This window comes from Pseudomonas sp. GW822-FHT01E03 (genome assembly GCF_058802985.1).
The window spans coordinates 23,617-47,433 of the sequence record NZ_JBXAOQ010000013.1; the positions used below are offsets into that span (position 1 = coordinate 23,617).

Here is a 23,817-nt window from a genome sequence, read left to right on the forward strand (position 1 = left end):
CTTGATTTCCTTATCAAAGAATTGGGTTGTGACATCTAGCCTTTCCAATAAAGCGTGCTGGCGCTGATTGTTCAATTCTTTGTTTTAATCAAGGTATGTATTTGTTTTTAAAGGTAAAGACTCCTACGGCGCAGAGCGAAAAATCGTTGGCGCAATCGACCACCAGCGCGGCAGTAGTTGCCTGACCTTGTGCTCGCCAAAACGATCGTCGATCAACATCACCACTCCTTGATCCTGTTGCGTGCGGATGACCCGTCCAGCGGCCTGAACCACTTTCTGTACGCCGGGATAAAGGTAGGTGTAGTCATAACCGGCACCGAAAATGGCGGCCATGCGCCGTTTCAGTTGCTCATTTACCGGATTGAGTTGCGCCAGCCCCAGCGTGGCGATAAACGCGCCGATCAGCCTGGCGCCGGGCAAATCGATGCCTTCACCAAAGGCCCCGCCCAATACCGCAAAGCCGACGCCCTGGCTTTCGGCGTGGAATTGATCGAGAAACTGCTGACGCTGCGCTTCGCCCATGCCTCGGGACTGCGACCACTGACTGATATTCGGATGTTTCTCGGCGAGTAACTGCGCCACCTGCTGCAAATATTCGAAACTGCTGAAAAACGCCAGGTAATTGCCGGGGCGTTTGCAGAACTGTCTGGCGATCAAGTCCACGATCGGTTCGAGAGAGGACTGGCGATGTACGAACCGCGTGGAGATCTGGTCGACGATGTGCACTTGCAGTTGATCGGCGTGAAACGGCGACTCGACGTCGATGCACACCGTGTCCTGCGGCGCTCCCAGTAAATCGGCGTAATAGTGCCGGGGGCTGAGGGTCGCGGAAAACAGCACCGTGCTACGCGCGGCGGTCAGGCGCGGGTGGATGAAGCCGGCGGGGACTACATTGCGCAGGCACAGTTGCGAGAGGTTGCGATGGCGCTCGAGGTCGCGCTTGCTGATGTCGAACAGGAACTGCTCATCGAACAGTTCGGCGACCCGGCAAAAGTGCAGCATGTCGAAGTAAAATCCCTGCAGTGCGCTATCCAGGCCTTGAGGGTGCTCGTTGAGGTAGTCACCGATGTTGGCGCTGCACGATGACAGCGCCTGCAGGAGCTTTTCCGGCGCTTTGTCATAGGCCTGATAGGCGCCGGTTTGCGCGTTATGCAGGGCATTCCACTCGCGGCTGACCCGTTGCATCGGTTTTTTCAGCGCTTCGGGCGCGGTTTTGCGCACGCCGTTGAAGGTCGCCTGGTCGAGGCTGGCGCTGTACATCTGCCGGCCGCGTTCCACCAGGTTGTGGGCTTCGTCGACCAGCACCGCGACCTTCCAGTTGTTGGCCTGGGCCAGACCGAACAGCAACGCGCTGAAATCGAAATAATAGTTGTAGTCGGCAACCACCACGTCGGCCCAACGCGCCATTTCCTGGCTCAGGTAATACGGGCAGACATCGTGCGCCAGGGCGACCTCGCGCAAGGCGCTCTGGTTCAACAGGCTCAGTTGACTGGCCGCCTGCCGTGCGGCGGGCAGGCGATCGTAGAACCCCCGGGCCAGTGGGCAGGACTCGCCGTGGCAGGCTTTGTCCGGATGTTCGCAGGCCTTGTCCCGGGCGATCATCTCCAGCACCCGCAACGGCGGCGCATCGGCGCTGGCAAGCATCACCTGCGCGGCGTCCAGGGCCAGTTGCCGTCCCGGGGTTTTCGCCGTAAGGAAGAACACCTTGTCCAGTTGCTGCGGCGCCAGCGCCTTGAGCATGGGGAACAAGGTGCCCAGGGTCTTGCCGATGCCCGTGGGCGCCTGGGCCATCAGGCAGCGCCCCGTACTGACGGCCTTGAACACCGATTCGGCCAGATGACGCTGCCCCGGTCGAAAACCGGCATGGGGAAAGGCCAGGCCCTGCGCAGCCAGATTGCGCCCTTCTCGATGGGCGACTTCCTGTTCGGCCCATTGCAGGAACCGCGCGCAATGCCGTTCGAAGAACTGTTGCAGCTCGATGGCGTCGAAAGACTCGACCAGGCGGGTCTCCTTTTCACTGACGATGTCGAAATACACCAGTGCCAGACTGATCCGCGAGAGGTGCAGTTTCCGACACATCAACCAGCCGTAGATCCTGGCCTGGGCCCAATGCAATTGGCGGTGGTTGGCCGGTTGTTTGCTCAAGTCGCCGCGGTAGGTCTTGACCTCCTCCAGGGAGTTTTGCCCGGGGTCATAGCCATCCGCCCTGCCCTTGACCGTCAAGGTTTGATACTGGCCCTCAAGGGCAATTTCGCTTTGGTAACCTTCGCTGCGCCGCGAGGCCACCGTACGGTGCCCGACGATACCTTCCAGCGCGGTCGGTGACGGCGTGAAGCGCAGGTCGAGGTCGCCGGCCTTGGCGGTGAACTCGCACAGCGCCCGCACCGCGATGCTGTAGCTCAATCGCCCTGCTCCGCCCATTGCACGTAGCACACGGCGATGGGCATCTGGTGCTCATGACAGAACTCCAGCCAGCGCAACTGGTTGTCCTGCAGGCGATCGCCCGGGCCCTTGACCTCGATCATGCGGTAGGTCTTTTGCTGCGGCCAGAACTGGATCAGGTCCGGCATGCCGGCGCGATTGGCCTTGATGTCCAGCAAGAGGCGGTTGAACCAGTGCTTGAGGTGCTCGGCCGGGAGGCAATCGAGGGCTTGCTCCAGCAACTCTTCGCTGAGCACGCTCCAGAACACGAACGGCGACTGCACGCCCCACTTGGCGGCATAACGTTCGCGGATGGTCTGCCGATAGCGCCCGTCGTCGAGTTCGGCCAGGCAAGCCTGAAACAGTTCGGCCCGGCGGACATGGAAGTCTTCGCTGAGCAAATCCACCGGCCCCCGCTGGAACGGGTGAAAAAACGCCCCCGGCAAAGGCGCGAAGATCGCTGGCCAACACAGCAGGCCAAACAATGAATTGACCAGACTGTTTTCCACGTAGTGCACCGGCGCCGAATCTTGCGCCAGATGTGCCTGAACGTAGAACTCGACCGATAATGCCGGGTCTGTCCTGGGCAATTGCAGGTCCAGGCGCTGCATTTCCCGAGGCGCTGCCCGCTTAATGGGCGGCCCGCCGAGCTTGCGCCGCAGACGTGGCAGGACGCGGAGCAACTGTTGGTGTTCCGCGGCGCTTTGCGGTGCCTGTTCAGCCTGCACGGCCAGGTCCATCGCCTGTTCAAACTGACCGCTGCGTTCCAGTACGCGAATGAGCCGCGCACGCGCGCCGGGAAAAGCGCATTCGCGGTACAGGTTCAGGGCCATGGAGAAATCCCCGATGCGTTCGCAGTACTGGGCCACCTGGAACAGCAGCTTGCCGCGCCGGCGTTGCAACCACGGATTGTCCAGCGCCAGGCCCTTGATCCGCTCGGCCACCTCTTCCAGCGCTTCACCGGCCTCGAATTGTTGCTGATATGCATGCAGGAGGACACAGGCATCCACGTCTTCGCGGCTGCGCAAGCCACGGGACTCGGCACAGAATTCGACTTTTTCGTAGGTGTAGATACCGAGGTCGGCCAATACGAACTCCGACCAGTCCTGATACAGGTTGCCGAAAAACATCAGGCGCAGGCGATCGCACAATTGCATGATGGTCAGGCTGAACAGGCGCTCGTCCAGGCTCGGACACCAGTCGTTGAAGCTTTGCACCTGGGGAAACTGCTCGCACAGCGCCGGCAACCAATCGGCTTTCCTGCCTTTGGGTTGATCGATGACCGGGCCAAAGGCCTGGAGGATTTCACCCTTGAGCAGCACCTCGAACAGCGCTTCGACCGCCAACGGCATTCGCTCATCGACCCAGCCGAGCGCCAAGAGCGGCCCGACGGCGCAGCCGGTATCGCCGATTTCGTCATAGTGCAGTTTGCTCGCCCTGAAATGAACACCCTTGCGCATGACCATTCTGACCAGCAGTGCCTGCGACTCACGGGGTAAGCGCTTAAACTCATGAATGAAGCGCTGCTCGTCGACGCTCAACACATCGGCAAAGCGCTGCTCAAGCCAATCAAGCACTTGCATGAAGTTGTTCAAGTAGTAGAACGGATCGTCGAGGGGATTTGCAGTCACAGGGAAATGGGCCATGGCGAGCGAATACTGGTTATGCGTACAGATACCAGTTCCGCCCTGCGCGGCGCAATCGGAAAAGGATAAATGGCGGCGCTGTACGGTATTTTTTCCGGGCAGTAGAACTTTCTGCCCCCGGGCGGCACCAACCGCCAGAGAGAAACGGTGACAGCCTCGAGCTGATGGTGCTGCTTCAAAACGTACGGGAGGTGATTATGGACATCAAGACATTGGGCTTGCCCTTGGCGGCGGCGGCCCTGCTGATGCTGGCCGGTTGCTCGACGCCAACGGTGGTGACCCTGCAGAACGGCACCCAGTATTTGACCAAGGACATGCCGGAAACCAAGACAAAGGATGGCTTCTTCGAGTTCGAAGATATTTCCGGGGCGAAAGTGAAAGTCAAGGCTGATGAAGTGGCCACGATTCGCAGGGAAGACTGAATTTCGCGTTATCGTTCATCGCGGGAAAGCCCGCTCCCACAGGGTATGCGCCAACCTTGCGGGAGCGGGCCTGGTCCGGGCGGCGCTCCGACGAAGAGGCCCTTACCGGCGCCAACTCACCATCAGGCGATCACAAACCCCGCACCCGACAAACTGTCCAGCCCGACCCCGACCAATGTCACTGAATCATTGCCAAACGTCAGCACGGTATCCTGCCCCACCACGGTGGCATGGTCCCGGAAGTCGTCGGCCGGCGTAACACCCTGTACCCCGAGAAACACCAGTTTGTCGTTCGACTGATAGCCCAACACCCGGTCGTGACCAAACGCGCCGTTGAACAGGAACGTATCGATCCCGCCCCCCGATTCCAGCAGGTCGTTGCCGGCCCCGCCGATCAAGACGTCGTTGCCCTTGCCTGCGATCAAATGATCGTTGCCGTCGAGACCGAACAACCAATCGCCGACCGCCTGCGCCTTGAGCGTATCGTTCCCCATGCCCCCCTTTATCGACGACTCGTACCGGGTCAGCTGGTTGCCGTCCGCCAGCCCGTTTGCGGTGACGCTGTGGGTCACGTCATCCTTGACCAGCCCCCATAAAAAGCCAGGCTCCTTGCTCATGATGCTGCCGATGTCACGGGTGATACTGATGCCGCCATTGGCATCGCGGATGTACAGGTTGCCGGCGCCGTCGTTGGCAAAGTCGAAGTTTTTCACCGACTGCTGCAAGTCGAGCACGTTGTGCCCGTTGCCGCCCAAAAGGACGTTGTAGCCACCGGCATCACGGAAGGTGTCGTTGCCGTCGCGGCCTTCCAGATAGTCGTTGCCCTTGCCGCCCTGGATCAGGTCGTTGCCGTCACTGCCGATAATGAAAGTGCTGCCTTTGTGGATGTCGGCATTGCGGTTCAGGTCCTGGACCCAGGTGTTGGCCCGCGCCGGGTCCGAGAGGTTGGCAACAACAATGGTCGAGTCTTTGCTGGTGAGGTCGTAGAACCCTGACTCCAGCACCCGGGTCATGCCGTCGCCATAACCGGTCGGCAAGTGGGAAATCCAGGTCGGAATGTTGAGGATGGAAAACGGCAGCAGATTCCATGCGGTCGACGCGTAGTGGTCATTGAAGCTGACAATGTTGTTGGTGGCCGAGGCTTGATCGGCATCGTGCACACCGACCGATGCCAGGTTGAACGCCGAACCGTCCAGCGCGCGGAACACTGGATCGTTTTCATAGCCGACGTTCAGCACTTTGTCGCTGCTGCCTTGAGTTGGCGAGGCGTAGGCAATGTAGTTGGAATCCTGGAAGAAACCGCCCCATTTTTCGCGGCTCAAATCCGCCAGGCTATTGACTGCCAGCCCGCCGAGACTGTGACCACTGACCAGCACGTCATTACCGGACAACCCGTTGGCCCGGGCAAACGCCGCGACGTCGGCGAGCAGCTTGCCGAACGCTTCACCCACATAGTTTTTCGCGTAATCCTGTGGACCCAATGCCGCCAACAGGTCATTGATGACATCGCCGATGGAGTCACTGATCTGGCTTTCACGAGGGCCACTGGTGCCGCGAAAGGCGATGCCGATTTCCGTGAGGTGCCCTTGGGCGTCGTATTTACCGAGGATTTCCACCTGGGCGCTGGTATAGCCGGCCTTTTCACCGAAGAAGGTTCCCCGTGCATCGACTTTGCCGTCATAACCCAGCTGCGCGGCGGTGATGGGTGTCCAACCGGCTTTCTGTACCGCGTCCAGTGCGGCCTTTTCCGAATCGGGGTTCCAGGGGATACCGGGAATCACCCCTTGGGAGTCGGTGCCGCCAATCAGCGCGGTCACCAACGTTGCCGGCAGGCCCACGCCGAAACCGTTGTGCTGGTAACCGGTGGCAAAGCCGTTGTCGAGGTTGTGATAGGAGTACAGCGTGATTGCCATCGCGTCGGTGAACAACGCTTTGGCGTCTTCTGTACCAAGGTTCTTGTAGTCGTACACACCCATGGGTATTGCCTCTCTCTTTGTTGGAATTGTCAGAGATAGCTCACAGCCGGGACACCTCGATCGCGAGATGCCCGGAGCCTCCAGTGCTGTTACAAAAATCTGTCAGGCAAACACAAAACCGGAAGTCGACAGGTTATCCAGCCCCACCCCGACCAGGGTCACGGAAAAGTCGCCAACCTTCAGCACCGTGTCTTGACCGGCCTGGGAGACATGCTGTCGGTAGTCATAGCCCTGCCCCGCGTCTTCAACGCCCATGAACACCAGGGTGTCACTGCCCTGGTAGCCATTGATCGCATCAAATCCGAAAGCGCCGCTGAACAGGAAGGTATTGCTGCCGTCCCCGGTGGAATGCATCACGTCGTTGCCGTTGCCGCCGACGAAGGTCACGTGGCCCTTGTCGCTGCGCAATACGTCATCGCCGCCGTTGCCGAACAGCCAGTCGCCCTGGGCGTCGGCCAACAGCGTATTACCGAGGGCATCGCCGTTGAGCGAATGACTGTAGCGGGTCAGTTCGTTGCCGTTGAGCAGGCCGTTGCCGGTGACGGTCCAGGTGATGTCCCTGGTGCTCCACCATGATCCGGACTCCTGGCTCACCAGCGCGCCGATGTCCCGGGTCATGCTGATGCCGCCATAGGCGTCACGCACGAACAGCGTGCCATCGCCATCGTTGGCGAAGCTGAAGTTCTGCAGTGGCTTGAGCAGTTCGAACGTGTTGTTGCCCTTGCCGCCCAAAAGTATGTTGAAGCCGCCGTCGTCGCGGAAACGGTCGTTGCCGTCCCGGCCTTCGATGAAGTCATTGCCGGCGCCGCCCTTGAGCCAATCGGCGCTGTCGGTGCCGATGATAAACGTGCTGCCCGTGTGCGGCTCGCCACTGCGCCCGAGGTCCTCGACCCAGGTGGCGCCGCGAGACGACGCCGACAGGTTGGAGACGATCAGGGTCGAATCCTTCCCGGTCAGGTCATAGAAGGCAGAGTCGATCACCCGGTTCAGTCCGTCGGCGTAACCCGGCGATCCATGGGCCGACCAGTTCAGCGGGTTGAGAATGCTGAAGGGCACCAGGTTCTGCGCGGTGGAGGCGTACTGGTCATTGAAGTTGACGACGTTGTTGGTCGCTGAATCCTGATGACCATCGTGCTTGCCCAGTGAGCCACTGCTGAAGGTAGTGCCGTCGAGCACCCGAAACACCGGGTCGTTCTCATAACCGATGTTGAGCACATTGTTGCCGGTGGCGCTTTGGGTTGGCGAAGCGAAGGCGATGTAGTTGGCGTCCTTGAAGAAACCGCCCCAGTCATTGCCACTCAACTCCGCCAGGCTGTTGACCCCCAAACCGCCAAGGCTATGCCCGCTGACCACAACGTCCCTGGCACTCAGGCCGTGGGCGATGGCGAATGCAGCGACGCTCTTGAGCAGGCTGTCGAAAGCGTTTTTCGCGTAGTTGCTCGCATAATCCACCGGACCGACTGCGGCCAACAGGTTGTTTTTCATGTCGCCGAAGGTGTCGCTGTACCCCAGGCCACCGGTACCACGGAAGGCGATGCCCAGGCCGATCAGGTTCCCGGCCCCGTCGTATTTACCGAGGATTTCGGCTTCGGCGCTGGTGAAGCCGTCCTTCTCGCCATAGAAGGTACCTTGGGTGCCAACCTTGCCCTGATAGCCCAAGGCCGAGGCACCAATTGGCGCCCAGGCGGTCGCCGGGAGTGGCTGGCCGGTAGGCGTATACGCGTACAGCGCCAGCGCGATCGCGTCGGAGTACAACGCCTTGCCGGCCTCACTGCCGGCATTTTTGTAATCAAACAGTCCCATTTTCTTGCTTCCTTTGCGTCAAATCAGAACTGCCAGTCCAGGGTCAGGCCCACACCATGGTCTTTTTCCCGGGAGCCGAGCAGTCCGTTGTAGTCCAGGTTCAAGCGGGTATCGCGTCCCAGCGCCCAGCCGGCCCGGGCACCGACCACCGCGGCATTGCGGTCCATGGACACGCTTTGCACGCTGAACGCGGTGTTGCCATTGACGAAGGCCAGGTGGTCTTCGGAACGGGTGTTGCCCAGGTTGTGCTGCCAGCCGAGCGTGCCGGACAGTTCCAGTTGTTGCTGATCGGACAGCGCAATGGCTTTGCTCGCCCGCAGGCCAAGGGTCGAGAGCACCGCGTCGCGGTTGTTTTCACCGCCCTTGAGTGCGGCGGCGTCACCTTTTTCGCTGAAGCTGTCGCTGTTCAGGTGCACGTAAGCCAGGTTGACGAACGGCTCCAGTGCCAGCGGTTGCAGGTCCAGGCGATACGCCGCTTCGGTGAACAGTTGCGCGGTGGTCGCATCGCGTTTGGATTTCTGCTTGCCGCTGACGTCACCGAATTGCAGGTCGCGTTTGACGTCGATGCGATGCCAGCTGTAAGCACCGCCGACGCTCAGGCGCAGCGCGTCGATTTTGTGGCCCAGGTAGGCGCCCAAGTGGTAGCTGTCGACCGATGCCGACGAGTGCGTGCCATCGCCCATGCTCAACGAGCTGTCGCTATAACCGGTAACGAAACCCAGTCGTGTGTCTTCAGTGATCAAGCCATCGACGCCGGCCAGCAGCCCGCCGATGGAGCTGTTGGAACTGGCGTTGTCATTCCCGCCATCGCTCTTGCCCCAGGCGCCGAGCACTTTGAGCCAGGCATTGCTGCGGTCATCGGTCGGTGCGCTGGCGTCGAACAGATCACGCTCGCGCAGACGTTCGCCGACCGCATCGCGCAGGTAGCGGCTGTCGTTGATCAGCAGCGTGCCGATCGCCGGATGAATCTCACCGGACAGTTGCCGGAACGCTTGTTGCGCGACAGCGGCGGTCGGCGACAACAGCAGGGTTTCGTAGAGCCGATTGCCTGTTCCCAGTTGCTCGGCGGCAGCGGCCACGGCCCGTTGATTCGGGGTCAGGCCTACACTGGTGAAAGATGTCGCATTGCGCTCCACCGCCAGTTGAATGCTGTCCGTCGTGTAACCGAGGGTGCCACCGATAAACAGGTAGTCCGGCAACACCGCCCCGAAACGCCCTTCGATCCCGCCAGCGGCTTGCAGGATGTTGTACTGATTGCCCAGCAGGGTTTTCGCCTCGCCGGTGGTCAGCAGCGTTGGACTGTTTTCCAGGGTCAGGCTGACCGTTGCGCCTTCGATGGTGGCTGTGCCGCCGGCAATGATCTGGTCGCTGCGGGTGGGCGACACCTCTACGGCGTAGGTCGAGCCGGGCTCGAAGGTCATGTCGCCCGTCACCTGCAAGGTGCCGATGGAGTTGCCGGGCGCCACGGTACCGCCGCTTTTCGCAGTCAGTGCCGCGATACTGCCGTTACCACCGAGGATGCCATTGTCATTGACGGTGACGGCCGATAGCAGCGAACCGTTGACGGCCAATCGGCCCTGATTGACCAGGGTCTGGCCGTTGTAGGTGTTGGCTCCGGTCAGCACCAGCGTGCCGATGCCCTGCTTGGTCAGGCCGCCGTGGCCGGATATGTCGTTGCGCCAGACGTCGAGCCCGCAGTGCACGTCGTTGCACACACGCTCGGTGGGTTTGCCGGCGTCGATGATCGCGCCGATACCCGGCAAGTCCGCGACAAACTGACTGGAGCCGTAGGCGCCGTCGATGCGGAACTCTTCGGGAATGTCCTGCTCGGTGACGAGCATCGCCGGGCCGTCGATGCCTTTGCGCAGGTTGATCATGCCCCAGCCATACAGCGAATCGACGCCGGGTGCGCCGAGGTCGGTGGCGGTGGTACGCAGCACGCTGGCGACTTGTGCGCCGGTCATGTACGGGAAGCGTTCCATCAACACCGCCACCGAGCCGGCAACGTGCGGTGCCGCCATGGAGGTGCCGTTGTAATTGGCGTAGCCGGTAGTCAGGTCAGCGGCATCGGTGCCGCTGATGATCGAACTGTAGATCCGGCTGCCTGGCGCCGACACGCAGAAACTCGCGGTGTAGCCGCAGCGCGACGAGAAGGTGCTGATGTTGTAGGGGGCGGGACTGTTGGTGTCCGGGTTCTTCTGCAAGGCCGCGACGGTCATCCAGTTCGGCGCGATCTCGGGGACGAAATAACCGAGGCCGGCGATGGCGTCCGGGTTGTTGAGGTTGTAGTCGTTACCGGCGGCGAAAATCGTCACGATGCCGCTGCGGGCCGCCGCGATGGCGCCGTCGTAGGCACCGCCGGGTTTGGTCCCCAGCAAGGTCCGGATCTCGTTGAACTGCAGTTGTGCATCCTGCACGGTGAAGTGCGGATACGCCGGGTCCCGACCGCCGAGGTCGAAGCGGTCGGTGATGCCGATGCCCCAGCTATTGTTGATGATCCGCGCGCCGCTGGCGATCAGGGCGTCCCAACCGGCCTTGTACACCGCGCCGTCGTTGCCGCGTACGATACCGTCTTCCGGGCCCGGGTCGCCGTTGTCGGCGCTGATGATCTGTGCACCAAAGGCGACGCCGTGCATCGGTCCGCCATCGCGGCTGCCGGCGGCGATCCCGCCAACGTGGGTGCCGTGGGCACCGAGTTTGCCGTTGGAGCCCACCGAGGGCGAACCGTCATAGAGAAAGGCGTCCCCGACCTTGACCGGAATGTACGGGTCGGTGTACTCGCGGATGCCGCTGGTCACCAGCGTGATGACCTTATTGGCTCCGGAAAACTCCGGGTGCAAGGCGTATACCGGTTGGTCGAAGATCCCCAGCTTCACGCCTTTGCCGGTGTAACCGGCCGCATAGGCATCCTGCGCGTTGATCGCCCCCAGGCCCCAGTCAGCGCTGAACTCTGTGCTGCGCCAGCTTTCGGGATCGCCTGTCCTGCCGTTTTCCACGTAGGGTGCCGCGTGTGCGGTGCCCAGTGTGGCCAACGCGCAGAGCACGGCTAGATTGTTGTACTTGTTATTCATCGAGCTACCTTCCTTAGTTGTGTTGCCAAAATCCTTGTTGTTAGAAGCCTTGCCTCAATTCCTCTTGGTTAAAACGCGCCACTACAGAGGCTGCGGTGTTCAGTTCCTCAACAGACAGGCATTTTTTGAGTCCTCTCCATACTGTTTTTAATAGCTACTGCACCCTCGGTCCCTGGCCGAAGGCCTCATCCACCTTGGCCAGGTCCTGCTCGCTCAAGGTCCCGGCGTAGAAATGCAACCGGGTCCAGGCCATCAGATAGTCGTAGCGGGCCTGGGCCAGATCCCGGCGGGTGGTAAACAGTTGTTGCTCGGCATTGAGCGCATCGAGGTTGACCCGCTCACCGCCCAGAATGCTTTGCCTGGTCGAGACCACCAGCGCTTCGGCGGAGACCAGGGCCTTCTGATAGGCACGCAGCTTGCTCACCCCTGTCAGGCAGGCGCTGAACTGCCGTCGCAATTCGATCAGGGTTTCCCGGGTCTTGCCGTCCAGTTCGTACTCGGCCTGTTCCATCGCACGGCTTGCCTGGCGGGTCGATGCAGATACACCACCGCCGGCGTACAGCGGCACATTGATTTCGATGCCGATGGTGTTGGTGTCGTAGCGCTGGTTGTAGGTGTTGCCGCTTTCCGATTCATTCTGACGCACCGTGGCGTAGGCGCTGACCTTGGGCAGGTGCCCGGCCCGATTGCGCTCGACCTCGTAGCGCGCCACTTCAAGCGCCTGGCGCTGGGAAGCCAGGTTGGGGTTGTTGGCCACGGCCATCTCATGCCAGGTGTCGTAATTGGCCGGTTGCAGGGTGAAGGTCTGGAAGTTTTGATCCAGTGGTGCAAGGTCGGCAATGTCGATCGCCGGCACACCGATCAGCGCGCCGAGTTCGCGCAGAGATGCATCCTGTTCATTACGTGCTTCGATTTCTTCGGCGGTGGCCAGCTCATAGCGCGATTCGGCTTCGAGAATGTCCGTGCGAGTACCTTCGCCCTGGCGAAACATCTGCTCGTTCTGCTGGAACTGCTGCTCGAAAGCTTTCTTCTTGGCCAGGGCGATATCGATCTGGTCTTGGGCGAACAACGCCTTGGTGTAGTTTTCCAGCACCCGCACCAGCAATTGCTGGCTCTTGCCACGAAAGTTTTCGTCGGAAAACAGCGATTGCGCGACGCCCTTGCGATAAGCCGCGTAGGCCTCGTAGTCGAGCAACGGCTGTTGCAAGGTGAGGCTGGAACCGTAACTGCTGTAGTTGCGGTCATCGCTCTGGTTTTGCCCGCGCTCGTTGAGGTAGGTGGCCTTGGAGCTGTTCCTGCCCTTGTTGTAGTTGTAACCCAGTCTTGGCAACAACCCGGCGCGGCCGATGGCACGGTTCTCAAGGCCTGCATCGCGTTCCTTGATGGCGCCGAGGAATACCGGATCATTGTGCAGTGCCTGTTCATAGATCTCGAACGGTCCCATGGCCGCCACGGCCTGGTTGCCCGCGAACAACATCAACGCCGCCCCGAGCATCGAAAGCTTTTTCATACAGCCGAACATCCTTATTCCTCGGTCAACGCGGAGCCTGCCCGGTCGAGCAGCGGTTTGAACAAATAATTGAGGAGCGAACGCTCACCGGTACGCACGAACATTTCCGCCGGCATACCGGGCTTGATCACCAGGCCATTGAGTTTCTCCATGGCCTGGTCACTGACGCTGCTGCGCAGCACGTAGTACGGTGCGCCGGTTTTCTCATCGAGCAACTGGTCGGCGGAGACCAGGCTGACTTCACCTGGTACTCGCGGGGTGCGGCTCTGGTTGAAGGCGGTGAACAGGATATCCACCGGCAGGTGCGGACCGACCTTGTCGATCAGGTTGACCGGCAGGTGCCCTTCCACTTCCAGGCGCGTGTCCTGAGGCACGATCTCCAGCAGGTTGTCGCCCTGGCGCACCACCGCGCCTACCGTGTGTACACCCAGATTGACCGCAATGCCGTCAGCCGTGGCGATGATCTCGCTGTGCTGCAGATCGAACCCGGCGGAGGTCAACTGTTCCTCCAGCGTCACGCTTTTGAGCTGCGCTTCGGCCAGTTGGGTGCGTACTTCTTTCTGGTACTCCTCGATATGCTGTTGCAACTTCAAGCGGGACTCGACAATGCCCTGCTCCACCCGACCGCTTTCGCCGAGGTTTTCGGCCAACTGCTGTTGCACTTGCGACAGTTGCCGCTGGTACTCCATCAACCGATTGCGCGGGATGTAGCCGTTTTCCGCCAGTGGCGTCAGATTGCTTAGCTGTTGTTGCAGGGAATCGGCCTGAGCGCTCAAGTCGGTATGGGCACGGCGCATGCCGGCCAGTTGCGCGCCGGCGCCTTCGATGCTGGCGCGCAACGCGGCCTGCTCGCGGGCGAAGGCATCGCGACGACTGCTGAACAACTGGCGCTGGCCTTCGAGCACCAACGCCAGACGCGGGTCGGGATCATTGCTTAGCTCGGCGGGGAAATTCACCTGCTTGAGGTTGTCCCGCTCGCTTTGCCAACGGGCAAGGCTGGCCCAGGCCATGCGGTACTGCGCTTGCAACGATTGCACGTCCGCGGCGACCTGGGTCTGGTCGAGCCGGAACAACGGCTGGCCCTGTTTCACCCGCTGGCCTTCGCTCACCAGAATCTGGCTGACCACGCCGTTGCTCATCGACTGCACGGCCTTGCGCTTGCCCGAAACCACCACTGTGCCCTGTACCGGTATGCCCTGATCGAGGGGGGCCAGGCTGGCCCAGGTGAAGAAACTGCCAGCGCCGACAATCGCCAGTATCCAGCCCAGGCGAGCGAAGTAACGCGCGTCGCGTTCAGGCTGTCCAGCCAGGTAGTCCTGCTCCATCGTCGCTTCGTTTTGAGGCTTTACTTGGCTGCGGCTCATACGCCCGAACTCCTTGTCGCGGGCTGAGACTGCCAGCTCATGCTGAGCCCGCCCGGCGCTTGTGCGGTTTTTTCATGTTGTGCTTGCTGAGCGCCCGAGAGTGCCTTGAGCACGTCCTGGCTCGAACCGAACGCCTGCAAGCGCCCGTCGTTGAGCACCAGCAACTTGTCGGCCTGGGCCAATGCGCAAGAACGATGGGTCACCAGAATCACGCTGGTGCCCTGGGCCTTCATTTGCGCAATCGCGCTGGCCAACGCCGCTTCACCCACGGTGTCGAGGTTGGAGTTCGGCTCATCCAGCACCACCAGGCGCGGCTGGCCGTACAGCGCACGGGCCAGGGCCACCCGTTGTTTCTGCCCGCCGGAAAGGCCACTACCGTCTTCGCCGAGCACGGTGTCGTACCCTTGCGGCAGGCGCAGGATCAGTTCATGCACCCCGGCCTGCTGTGCGGCGGCCACGACGCTCTGTGGATCGGCCTCGCGGAAACGCGCGATGTTTTGCGCGATGCTGCCGCTGAACAACTCGATGTCCTGCGGCAGGTAACCGATGTAAGGCCCGAGGTCGTCGCGGTTCCAGCGATGGATGTCCGCACCGTCGAGCCGCACCGTACCACCGAGCGTCGGCCAGACACCCACCAGTACCCGTGCCAGTGTCGATTTACCGGAACCGGAAGCACCGAGCACGCCCATCACCTCACCCGCTGCGAGGCTGAAACTGACCAGGTGCAGGGTCGCCGCCCGTTGCCCCGGAGGCGCCGCGCTAACCTGCTCAAAGGTGATCTGGCCCTTCGGCGCCGGCAGCGCCATGGCCTCGTCGCCCGACGGGAAGGCTTGCAGCAAGGCGTCGAGACGGCGGTAAGCCAGCTTGGCGCCGCTCCATTGTTTCCATACGGCGATCAACTGATCGATAGGACTCAGCACACGGCCCATCAGGATCGAACCGGTAATCATCATTCCCGCAGTCATGTCACCCTTGATCACCAGCAATGCGCCAAGGCCCAGCACCAACGATTGCAGGCACAGGCGCAGGGTTTTGCTCAAGGAACTGATGACGGCGCCCGTGTCGCTGGCCTGGTTTTGCAGGCCGAGGAACCGTGAATGCACCTGAAACCAGCGATTGCGCAACGCCCCCAGCATGCCCATGGCCTGAATGGTTTCGGCGTTATGCAAATGGCTGGTGGCCAATTGGCTGGATTGCTGGGAACACGCGGCGGCTTCGCCCAACGGTTTTTTGGTCATGGACTCATTCAGCCAAGCCAGCGCAATCAGCAGCAGAGCCCCCGCCGTGGCAAAAACGCCGAGCCAGATGTTGAACAAATAAATCACCAACAGGTACACCGGGAACCACGGCGCATCGAAAAACGCGAACAACGCCGGGCCGGTGACGAACTGGCGAATATGTGTCAGATCCCCCAGCGCCTGTCCCGCATTGCCTTCGCCTTTGAACAGGTTGCGCTCGAACGCCGCCCGATAGACCCGCAGATTGAACCGTCGCTCCAACTGACTGCCAATACGGATGACGATGAAACTGCGGACAGCTTCCAGCAAACCGATAAAGGCAAAGAACCCGACAATCATCAGCGACAACATGACCAGTGTTGTTTCATTCTGCGAAGACAGTACCCGGTCATAGACTTGCAGCATGTAGATAGAGGGCGCCAACATCAGAATGTTGATCAGGGCGGTAAAACAACCGACGCTGATCAAGATGCTCTTATAGTCCCCCAGTGCCTTTATTAATGGTGCGGTGGCTGGGGCCTTCGCCATCTTCATTGGTTATTCCTGAGCTGATATTTATCGCCACGCGCGGGCGAGGTTCCAGTTAACTGTCCGCACACGGTCGAGACATTGTTTGCCCGTTATCGTTTACAAATAACGAACAATGTTTTGTGATCGATAAAGTGCCGGGGGATTGCGCTTGACTGCTTTTGCGGCTAACGCGTCGGCCGCTTGAGGGTAATGATCCGACCCGACTGCAAAGTACCTTGATAAAGCCCTTCGAACTGACGGTTGAAAAACAGGATTTTTGAGCCTTCCTTGCCGGTGATTGCAATGCCGTCCGGTTCGGGAAACCAGCCGATCGCCTGCTCCCCAAGCCAGGCGGTGAAACAGTCCGCGCCAGCACCCAGGGTTTGATTTGGCTGAAAGTCGATCAAGCATTCATTCGAAGCAACGAGCGGTGATTTGTCCCTGTCTTGCGCGGCTCTTAGCGTAGCCAGCCAATTGCCAGCCAACTCTGACGGATCCGCCAGTTTCAGACTGCTTGCCATGGTTTCCTCTCCAAAAAACATCATCAACGCTGCCAGTAGCCACGCGCTTGTCTTGCGGGAAAAGACGCTGTGCGTCATAGGTTCTTGTACTCCGGGCCGCAACCCTGCTTACGGTAAGAGAGCAGCGCATCGGGCGCCGCCCTCCTTGTTCACCTCACATCAAGCCACGATGTCCGAGTACGCCGCCTGGCCCACGGTACTGACCAGGAAATCAGCCGCGCCATGCCCCGAGAAGTCGATCGACAACAAACTGTTGCCGCTCGAGGTGCTGAGCACCGCATCGCCCACCGCCCCGGTGAAGGCGCTGACAAAGTGCAGGCCCGCGCCGTTGGTGATGCCGGTCAGGTCGATCTTGTCCAGACCGCTGACAAAGTCGAGGATCTGGTCGACCGTACCTGGCCTGGAGTCACTGCTGGCCGCAAACACGAAGGTGTCCGAACCTGCGCCGCCCCACAGTTTGTCCGCGCCGCCAGCGCCGTAAAGGATGTCGTTGCCGGCACCGCCTTTGAGCTCGTTGGACACGTTGTTACCGATCAGCAAGTCGTTGCCAGAACCGCCAATGGCGTTCTCGACGGTGACACCCTTGGCGATGGAGACGTTACCCACCAGGCCGCCGACGTCCGAGAACGACGTTTCATTGAGGTTGATCTTCTGGTTCTGGGTAAACCCGGAAAAGTCCAGGGTGTCCTTGCCGCCTGCATCCCAGACCGAAAACACCACCTTGTCCGCCGAAGAAGACGCGCCAAGGAAGTCGCGACCGGCGTTGGAGTTGAAACCGTAGGTAGTGTCGCCGGTGCGAGTGGTGGTGTTGGCACCGTAGAGCTGCTGAATGGCAGCGATATCGTCAATCAGCGGGCCGGACGCGTAGGCTTCGACGCCGCCCTTGCTGAAGTTCTGACTGGTATTGCTTTCACTCCAGTAGCTCATGACGCTGTAGCCGCGGGTGTCTTGCCCATAGGACGCGTCATTGTAGGTCGGTGCACCCTCGCCGGCGTTGTAGTCGCCGGGGTGGGCCAGGCCCAGGGAGTGGCCGATTTCGTGGGTCAGGGTTTGCCGGCCATAGTTGTTCAGGTCCGGGGTCTTGTTGGGCGTGTAACTGCTGTTGATCAGGTACCAGGAAGTCCCGTCGTAACCGGCCCCGGTACCAGGCAGGTAGGCAAACGCAGCCGCACCGTCCTGACCGCCGCTGTAGTTGCCGAAGGTCATGTGGCCATCGCCGCCGCTGGCCTTGTCAGTGAAGGTAACATTGGCCACGTCGGCCCAGGATTGCATGGCGAGCACGGCCTGGGCTTTCTGCTGCGCGCTGAACTGACTGAACCCGGTAATCCCGTGCTTGTACATCGTGCTAGACGATGCCGAAGTCAGGAAGGTATAGGTCAGCTCTATTTTGCCGCTACCATCCTTGTCCTGGTAAGCAGCGCCGTCGCGCAGCAATTGATTGGCTGCCTGATCGACGGAGAATGACGGTTTGCCATTGACCGTGAGGTTGCCGCCCCGATCATACTGATGGCTGAAACTATTGATCTGATTGAATGCAGAACTGCTTGCCGCCAATGCTGACAGTGGCAGCAGCACCTGTTCGGCGGAATCAATAGCGTGATCTTTTACTTTCGACATAAACACACTTCCTTGTTTAGCTATGGAACAGTTTTTGTCAGATAAAGACGATCCCTGGCGAGATCGTCCTATCACTCGCCCAATGAAGGCGTAGGAAAACTGACACAATTAGAAATCAAACGTCCACTACTTTTTTGACGTCAAATTTGCGCATTCAGGAATGTGCCCGTAAACAGTGGGCGTACTGAGAAAGTATTGAATTAAAAAATATTAGACGGGAGTTATTGTCGGACAATCGACAATTTAATTATTAAATATAGGTAAATTTCCGGGCACTCGAATCGTCCGACTATTTATGTTTAATCTGTTAAACATTTCAATGAAGTGATCACCTCTGAATACCGGGTTATCGCTCTTCGCGAGCAGGCAACGAATGACCATCAGGCAATAACCATTTCAGCTCCGCAAAGGCTGCACAACCGGCGTTGTCGCCCCACTGGAACCCTCCCCGGTGTGGCAGGTTTTGCACACTGCCTTAAACTGCGATACAGCCCATGAACGAATGACGGTGCAAGGGTTCGATGGATTGCCTTACACCACGGGCCTCACGAAATGATCCGGGTGAAGCCGACATGAAAATGGTCACGCCTCTTTTGGCCGCTCTCATCGCCGCCAGCGCGTGTGCGGTAATGAGCATTTGTGCGAATGCCGGGACGACTACGGTCCTGGCAACCAGCTTCGACTGCGCCAGGGCCAGCGCATCCGTCGAGAAGCTGATCTGTCGCGACCCACAGCTGAAGCGGATGGAGATTGAACTGACACGCCTTTATCGCCTGGCGCTCACGGACGATCATTCGGTACCGCGCCCCGACAAGGTCGAGATCGAACAGCGCTTCTGGGTCGACGCGCGAAATCAATGTGCCACCAAGGCAGAGCCCAAGGCCTGCACGATCCGCAGTTATGCCGAACGCGCACACCAGCTTCGCCAGGGTTCGGCCATTGCGAGGACCAAGGATCCAAGCAGGCTCACCGATGGCCCCGTAGCCTTTCGTTGCGCAGGATTGAACGCGTTGATTGCCGCTACTTTCTTCAATGTCGAGCCGCGTGTGGTGTACCTGAAATGGGCGAATACCTCTGCCACCCTTATCCAGGTACCGAACGATTATGCAAGCCAATACAACGGCAAGGATTTGCGGGGTAGCTACGGCTTTTGGCAAACCGGTGACGAGGCCCTGTTACAGATCCCGGGCTCGGGGCAAATGCGTTGTACGCTCGAGCCAGTTGGCTGATGGCGCATCGGGACATCCTTTCCCGGTGGCCTGATGCAGCTTGTCAGCTGCCGGTGCGGATCTTGTTCCAGACCCGGGTACGCACCCGGTCGATGTTCAGTGGCATGGCTTCCAGCGCAAACAGCTTGCCCATCATTTCAGGACTTGGGTAAACCTTGGTGTCGTTCTTGATCGCAGGGTCGATCAGGCTGTCGGCCTGCTCGTTGCCATTGGCGTAATGCACGTAGTTGCTGACGCTGGCCATGACGTCCGGGCGCAGCAGGTAGTCCATAAAGGCGTAGCCGGCCTTGTCGTCCGGAGCGTCGGCCGGCATCGCGACCATATCGAACCAGATCGCTGCGCCTTCCTTGGGAATCGAGTAGCCGATGTCGATGCCATTGTTGGCTTCCCTGGCGCGGTTTTCCGCTTGCAGGATGTCGCCGGAGAAACCGACCGCGACGCAGATGTCGCCATTGGCCAGATCACTGGTGTACTTGGACGAGTGGAAATAGCTGACATACGGCCGCACCTTCATCAGCAGGGCTTCGGCCTTTTTGTAGTCTTCCGGGTTCTTGCTGTGATGCGGCAAACCGAGGTAGTTCAACGCGGCCGGCAGCAGTTCGGGGCCGTTGTCGAGGATGGCCACGCCGCACTTCTGCAACTTCTGCATGTTCTCGGGCTTGAAGATCAGGTCCCAGGAATCCACCGGGGCGTTGTCGCCCAGCACCGCCTTGACCTTGGCAATGTTGTAGCCGATGCCGGTGCTGCCCCACAGGTAAGGGAAGCCGTGCTCGTTGCCCGGGTCGTTGGTCTGCAATGCCTTGAGCAATACCGGGTTGAGGTTTTTCCAGTTCGGCAACTGACTCTTGTCGAGCTTCTTCAGTGCGCCGCCTTCAATCTGCCGGGCCATGAAGTGGTTGGACGGAAACACCACGTCGTAACCGGATTTTCCGGTCATCAGCTTGCCATCGAGGGTTTCGTTGCTGTCGTAGACGTCGTAGGTGAAGCCGATGCCGGTTTCTTTCTGGAAGTTTTTCGTGGTGTCTGGCGCGATGTAATCCGACCAGTTATAGATTTTGACGGTTTCGGCGGCCTGGCTGATGGATGCAACCAGCATCAGCGGAGCCAGAGTCAGGGTCTTTCGGATCATGAGTCGATTCCTGTAGAGGTTGTTGTTATTGGCAGGCAATCAAAAGATCAGCTTTCAAATTTCAAAAGCATTCAAAAAATCAAAACGTAGGTCTTGCGCACGGTTTCCTGGATGTCCCAGATACCGAGGCTATTGGCTGGCAGCATCAGCGCGTCGCCGGCCTCGATGTGCAGCGGTTCGCCGCCGTCGGGCGTGAAGGTGCAGCGGCCCTGAATGAAGTGACAGAATTCCTGGGCGACGATCTGCCGCCGCCAGCGCCCGGGGGTACATTCCCAGACACCGGTCTCGACGCCGTCGTCGCGTTCGACGCTGGTGGTCGAAGCCACGGCCACGGGAGTTCCCAGGGGTACGACGACCGGATTGGACTCGTCCAGTTTCAGGGTTGCGGTGTTCTTGAATTGCGTGATGCTCATGGGGATACCTGTCGATGTAGAGACGCTGTTTAGTGCATGAAAGCTTCCATGAAACCGGCCACCCCGCTGGCCAGCCTGCGCCGCCAGGGCGCTGTGGCCGGGTTGGCCAGGGTCTGGTCCTCGTGGACAAAGCTGCGGATGATCGCGTTGTAGCCGAGCCAGCGGATCGGCTCCGGCTCCCAGGCCCGCAGTGCGTCGAGGCCGCGCTGGGGGATGACCCACGGTTGGCGTACCAGATCGGTGTCGCGCCCCAGGATCAGGTCGGCCAGCGTGCGGCCTCCCAGGTTGCTGGCGCCAACGCCCTCCCCGCCATAACCGCCCGACAGGGCAATGCCGTTGGCCCGGTCGCAAAGCATGTGTGGCTGGAAATGCCGGGACATGCCCAGGTTGCCGCCCCAGGAATGGGTGATCTGCACGTTCTTCAACTGCGGGAACAGTTCGCCGAACAGATAACGCCGCAGGTGTATTTCGTCAGCGCTCAGGTCGAAGTCGTGGCGCAGCTTGCCAGCGAACTGGTACCCGCCTCGGGCGCCAAAGATCAATCGGTTGTCAGCGGTGCGTTGACCGTAGGTGACCTGGCGACTGGCCTCGCTGAATGCCTGGCCGTGACTCAGGCCGATTTCGTCCCAGGTGGCCGCCGACAAGGGCTCGGTCGCGACGATCAGGCTCTGCACCGGCATCTGATAACGCCCCAATGGCGGCAGCGTCACGGAGTAGCCTTCTACCGCCGGCACCACCCAGCGACTGCGCACCGAAGCTTTGGCCGTGCGCAGACTGCCGGACTGCCAATGGGTGACCGGGCTGTTTTCGTAGATTCTGACGCCCAGGCGCTCCACCGCCCGGGCCAGCCCCCGTACCAGCCTGGCCGGGTGAATGGTCGCCACGTGCGGCGCGTAGATACCGCCGTAGGGTTTGGCGACGCGGATCTGTTGCGCCAGTTGTTCCGGGGTAAGCCAGCGATAGTGGCTGTCGTTGAGGCCCTGGCGGTGGAGATCGTCCAGGTAGCGACGCAGGCTGGCCTCCTGCTCCGGATAGCGTGCGGCGCAATACAGCACCCCGCCTTTGCGGTAATCGCAGTCGATTCCCTCACGTTCGAGGACAATCTCCACTTCATCCGGAATGCTGTGCAGCAAATCGTAGGAGGCGCGGCGCGCTTCGGCCGACAGTTTGGCCAGCAGGCGGTCTTCTCCCAGCAAATTGCCCATCAGCCAGCCACCATTGCGCCCCGACGCGCCGAAACCGGCGGTTTGCGCTTCGACGATGGCGATGTTCAGGTCAGGTTTGTGCCGCTTGAGGTAGTACGCGGTCCAGAGTCCGGTATAACCCGCGCCGATGATCGCCACGTCGACATCCAGGTCCCGCTCCAGCGCCGGACGCGCCAATAGCGGCTCGTCAAGCTGGTCCATCCACAAACTGATAGTGCGCCACGCCGGCATGCAAGACTCCGCCACTCAAACTTCGATGGCGTCGATCCTAGTGCGTGGCCTCAGGCGTTGTCTTGCGCGCGTGCACGCAAAGAAATTTGTTTGACGTAGGCCTTGGGGGACTGGCCGGTGTGCTGGCGGAAACAGCTGTAGAACGCCGACAGCGAATTGAATCCGGCGGCGAAGGCCATTTCGTCGATGCGTACTGGCAGCATGGCGGCATCCAGCGCCGCAAGCAAATGTTGCAGGCGCGCCTGGTTGACGTAGCGGTAGAAGCTCTGGCCCAGCACCTGATTCAACAGGTAGGAAATCTGGTTGCGGCTGTAGCCACACTCCTTCGCCACTCGTTGCAGATCGAGCTCCGGGTCCAGATAAGGCTGTTGGCGCTGGAAATACTGCTGCAGGTCATCGGCCATGAAGCTCAGTTGGCGAGGCGACAGGCCGAGCCGGCTGACCGCCGGGCGCTGGTTGCCGGACGTTTTGCTGCCGGGTTGTTCGTGCACCAATGAAGCATATTCATTGACCCGCCAGATCAGCCCGTCCTTGACGGTGATCGCTTCGCTGGCGCGGAACGACACCAACCCTTCACCACCGCGCAAGGTGATGCGGTACTGAATGAACGCAGTGTTGCCGTCCAGTCGAATGCGGTCGGAGTGCTCCAGCGCTTCATCCGGATCCCGGGGCATGCTGCTGCGCACATATTCGCGCAATTCGGCCAGGCCCATGACCCGGTTCTGGAAAAAGTCGTTGTACTGGACTTCAGGGTGATAAAGCGCCATGACGCCATCCAGATCCCGGTGCTTCCAGCGCAAGTGATAGCGCATGACCGTCTCGCCCGTGGCCTGGGTTTGCAGTGGGCCATCATCATCGGCGTGCATTGAACACCTCGACGGGAAAAGACCGAGCTTGCCCAACTTCCGTTTTGTCTTCAACGACTAAACCGATGATGGCTTGTGCCCGCAAATGGCCGATAAGCGTGACCTGAATCAAAAAAAGCGCCGGCAATCGCCAAACGACCTGAAAACTCCACATTGTTTTCACATCCGGATGCTACTTTTAAAAATTGTCACTGGTTGAACCAATGAAGGTTCTTCCCTCCTACCATGAGCTAACGGACGCGCTCGATAATGAAGGCGGGCAACACATGAATAAAGGGTTCAGCAAGGTTACGTTTCCAAACGCCTGCCAGCTGATGCGCTGGCATTTTCATCCCATGGGTTTCGAGGCGAGCATGGACGCGCCGGGCAGTATGATTGCCCGTCTTTTTGATCGTGCCACTGGCGAGACCATGATCGCCATTGCCGGTATTCCGTGCGCCACCGTCATGAATGCCGCGGATGTAGAACGAATAATCGAAGCGGTGGAGGACGAGCTTGAAGCCTTCATCCCACCGGAGGCCTTCAAGAGTTATGCCTGAAGGCTCAACTGTTAAAAGGCCCACTTTATGTGGGCTTTTTGTTGAACGCTTCCCTGTACCTGTAGGAGCGAGCTTGCTCGCGATGGTCGTTAACGATAACGCGTAT

At 60.0% G+C, this 23,817-nt stretch carries 17 protein-coding genes; 3 read left to right on the top strand and 14 right to left on the bottom strand.

Going from position 1 to position 23,817, the window contains the following annotated elements; genetic code table 11:
* Nucleotides 1–123: 123 nt before the first annotated feature.
* On the bottom strand, nt 124–2,403 hold the full coding sequence (locus AC1RP7_RS23505) for an ATP-dependent DNA helicase (protein WP_493180918.1): 2,280 nt from the start codon (nt 2,401–2,403) through the stop codon (nt 124–126).
* Complete coding sequence (locus AC1RP7_RS23510; protein WP_493180919.1) at nt 2,400–4,067, bottom strand: VRR-NUC domain-containing protein; 1,668 nt, start codon at nt 4,065–4,067, stop codon at nt 2,400–2,402. Before AC1RP7_RS23510 ends, AC1RP7_RS23505 begins: the two co-directional genes overlap by 4 nt.
* Before the next feature lie 197 nt (nt 4,068–4,264).
* On the opposite strand from AC1RP7_RS23510, the gene AC1RP7_RS23515 reads away from it, so the two are divergent.
* Complete coding sequence (locus AC1RP7_RS23515) at nt 4,265–4,489, top strand: YgdI/YgdR family lipoprotein (RefSeq protein ID WP_057714802.1); 225 nt, start codon at nt 4,265–4,267, stop codon at nt 4,487–4,489.
* A gap of 122 nt (nt 4,490–4,611) precedes the next feature.
* Here the strand turns inward: AC1RP7_RS23515 and AC1RP7_RS23520 are convergent, their stop codons facing one another.
* The 8 genes from AC1RP7_RS23520 to AC1RP7_RS23555 all read right to left on the bottom strand — a co-directional run bounded on the left by AC1RP7_RS23520 (nt 4,612) and on the right by AC1RP7_RS23555 (nt 18,099).
* Nucleotides 4,612–6,465: a polyurethane esterase gene (locus AC1RP7_RS23520; RefSeq protein WP_340311937.1), complete on the bottom strand. Its 1,854-nt coding sequence runs from the start codon at nt 6,463–6,465 to the stop codon at nt 4,612–4,614.
* A gap of 102 nt (nt 6,466–6,567) precedes the next feature.
* A complete protein-coding gene (locus AC1RP7_RS23525; RefSeq protein ID WP_090455258.1) occupies nt 6,568–8,268 on the bottom strand; it encodes a polyurethane esterase in 1,701 nt (566 codons plus the stop codon).
* Nucleotides 8,269–8,291: 23 nt separating this feature from the next.
* Nucleotides 8,292–11,339 (bottom strand): autotransporter domain-containing protein, encoded by a 3,048-nt coding sequence (locus tag AC1RP7_RS23530; protein WP_493180920.1) that lies wholly within the window; start codon nt 11,337–11,339, stop codon nt 8,292–8,294.
* A gap of 154 nt (nt 11,340–11,493) precedes the next feature.
* Nucleotides 11,494–12,861, bottom strand: coding sequence for a TolC family outer membrane protein (locus AC1RP7_RS23535; RefSeq protein ID WP_090455261.1), 1,368 nt, complete (start codon nt 12,859–12,861; stop codon nt 11,494–11,496).
* 2 nt (nt 12,862–12,863) lie between these two features.
* A complete protein-coding gene (locus AC1RP7_RS23540) occupies nt 12,864–14,174 on the bottom strand; it encodes an HlyD family type I secretion periplasmic adaptor subunit (RefSeq protein ID WP_493181017.1) in 1,311 nt (436 codons plus the stop codon).
* Between the two features lie 35 nt (nt 14,175–14,209).
* Entirely contained in the window at nt 14,210–15,985 is a 1,776-nt protein-coding gene (locus tag AC1RP7_RS23545; RefSeq protein WP_493180921.1) for a type I secretion system permease/ATPase, read from the bottom strand.
* Between the two features lie 161 nt (nt 15,986–16,146).
* The gene (locus AC1RP7_RS23550; RefSeq protein WP_493180922.1) at nt 16,147–16,560 is read right to left on the bottom strand and encodes an AprI/Inh family metalloprotease inhibitor; all 414 of its coding nucleotides are present in this window, start codon (nt 16,558–16,560) and stop codon (nt 16,147–16,149) included.
* Nucleotides 16,561–16,641: 81 nt separating this feature from the next.
* Nucleotides 16,642–18,099 (bottom strand): serralysin family metalloprotease, encoded by a 1,458-nt coding sequence (locus tag AC1RP7_RS23555; RefSeq protein ID WP_493180923.1) that lies wholly within the window; start codon nt 18,097–18,099, stop codon nt 16,642–16,644.
* Nucleotides 18,100–18,671: 572 nt separating this feature from the next.
* On the opposite strand from AC1RP7_RS23555, the gene AC1RP7_RS23560 reads away from it, so the two are divergent.
* Nucleotides 18,672–19,328 carry a lysozyme inhibitor LprI family protein gene (locus AC1RP7_RS23560; RefSeq protein ID WP_057714793.1) on the top strand — a complete coding sequence of 219 codons (657 nt, stop codon included), beginning with the start codon at nt 18,672–18,674 and terminating at the stop codon, nt 19,326–19,328.
* Between the two features lie 43 nt (nt 19,329–19,371).
* On the opposite strand, the gene AC1RP7_RS23565 is transcribed toward AC1RP7_RS23560, so the two are convergent.
* From AC1RP7_RS23565 to AC1RP7_RS23580, 4 genes are all read right to left on the bottom strand, one after another.
* Nucleotides 19,372–20,457 carry a polyamine ABC transporter substrate-binding protein gene (locus AC1RP7_RS23565; protein ID WP_218495766.1) on the bottom strand — a complete coding sequence of 362 codons (1,086 nt, stop codon included), beginning with the start codon at nt 20,455–20,457 and terminating at the stop codon, nt 19,372–19,374.
* 71 nt (nt 20,458–20,528) lie between these two features.
* Nucleotides 20,529–20,870, bottom strand: a complete 342-nt coding sequence (locus tag AC1RP7_RS23570) for a cupin domain-containing protein (RefSeq protein WP_090455273.1) — start codon at nt 20,868–20,870, stop codon at nt 20,529–20,531.
* 29 nt (nt 20,871–20,899) lie between these two features.
* Nucleotides 20,900–22,306 carry an NAD(P)/FAD-dependent oxidoreductase gene (locus AC1RP7_RS23575; RefSeq protein ID WP_493180924.1) on the bottom strand — a complete coding sequence of 469 codons (1,407 nt, stop codon included), beginning with the start codon at nt 22,304–22,306 and terminating at the stop codon, nt 20,900–20,902.
* A 50-nt stretch (nt 22,307–22,356) separates the two neighbouring features.
* Complete coding sequence (locus AC1RP7_RS23580; protein WP_493180925.1) at nt 22,357–23,172, bottom strand: helix-turn-helix transcriptional regulator; 816 nt, start codon at nt 23,170–23,172, stop codon at nt 22,357–22,359.
* A 266-nt stretch (nt 23,173–23,438) separates the two neighbouring features.
* Here AC1RP7_RS23580 and AC1RP7_RS23585 point away from each other — a divergent pair, with 266 nt between their 5' ends.
* Entirely contained in the window at nt 23,439–23,711 is a 273-nt protein-coding gene (locus AC1RP7_RS23585) for a DUF1652 domain-containing protein (RefSeq protein ID WP_057716601.1), read from the top strand.
* Nucleotides 23,712–23,817: the final 106 nt, after the last annotated feature.

Coding starts and splice junctions, on each gene's coding strand:
- AC1RP7_RS23555 (WP_493180923.1), bottom strand. CDS start 18,099: ATGTCGAAAGTAAAAGATCACGCTATTGATTCCGCCGAACAGGTGCTG.
- AC1RP7_RS23585 (WP_057716601.1), top strand. CDS start 23,439: ATGAATAAAGGGTTCAGCAAGGTTACGTTTCCAAACGCCTGCCAGCTG.
- AC1RP7_RS23525 (WP_090455258.1), bottom strand. CDS start 8,268: ATGGGACTGTTTGATTACAAAAATGCCGGCAGTGAGGCCGGCAAGGCG.
- AC1RP7_RS23530 (WP_493180920.1), bottom strand. CDS start 11,339: ATGAATAACAAGTACAACAATCTAGCCGTGCTCTGCGCGTTGGCCACA.
- AC1RP7_RS23580 (WP_493180925.1), bottom strand. CDS start 23,172: ATGCACGCCGATGATGATGGCCCACTGCAAACCCAGGCCACGGGCGAG.
- AC1RP7_RS23550 (WP_493180922.1), bottom strand. CDS start 16,560: ATGACGCACAGCGTCTTTTCCCGCAAGACAAGCGCGTGGCTACTGGCA.
- AC1RP7_RS23520 (WP_340311937.1), bottom strand. CDS start 6,465: ATGGGTGTGTACGACTACAAGAACCTTGGTACAGAAGACGCCAAAGCG.
- AC1RP7_RS23575 (WP_493180924.1), bottom strand. CDS start 22,306: ATGCCGGCGTGGCGCACTATCAGTTTGTGGATGGACCAGCTTGACGAG.
- AC1RP7_RS23545 (WP_493180921.1), bottom strand. CDS start 15,985: ATGAAGATGGCGAAGGCCCCAGCCACCGCACCATTAATAAAGGCACTG.
- AC1RP7_RS23570 (WP_090455273.1), bottom strand. CDS start 20,870: ATGAGCATCACGCAATTCAAGAACACCGCAACCCTGAAACTGGACGAG.
- AC1RP7_RS23560 (WP_057714793.1), top strand. CDS start 18,672: ATGAAAATGGTCACGCCTCTTTTGGCCGCTCTCATCGCCGCCAGCGCG.
- AC1RP7_RS23535 (WP_090455261.1), bottom strand. CDS start 12,861: ATGTTCGGCTGTATGAAAAAGCTTTCGATGCTCGGGGCGGCGTTGATG.
- AC1RP7_RS23515 (WP_057714802.1), top strand. CDS start 4,265: ATGGACATCAAGACATTGGGCTTGCCCTTGGCGGCGGCGGCCCTGCTG.
- AC1RP7_RS23540 (WP_493181017.1), bottom strand. CDS start 14,174: ATGGAGCAGGACTACCTGGCTGGACAGCCTGAACGCGACGCGCGTTAC.
- AC1RP7_RS23565 (WP_218495766.1), bottom strand. CDS start 20,457: ATGATCCGAAAGACCCTGACTCTGGCTCCGCTGATGCTGGTTGCATCC.
- AC1RP7_RS23510 (WP_493180919.1), bottom strand. CDS start 4,067: ATGGCCCATTTCCCTGTGACTGCAAATCCCCTCGACGATCCGTTCTAC.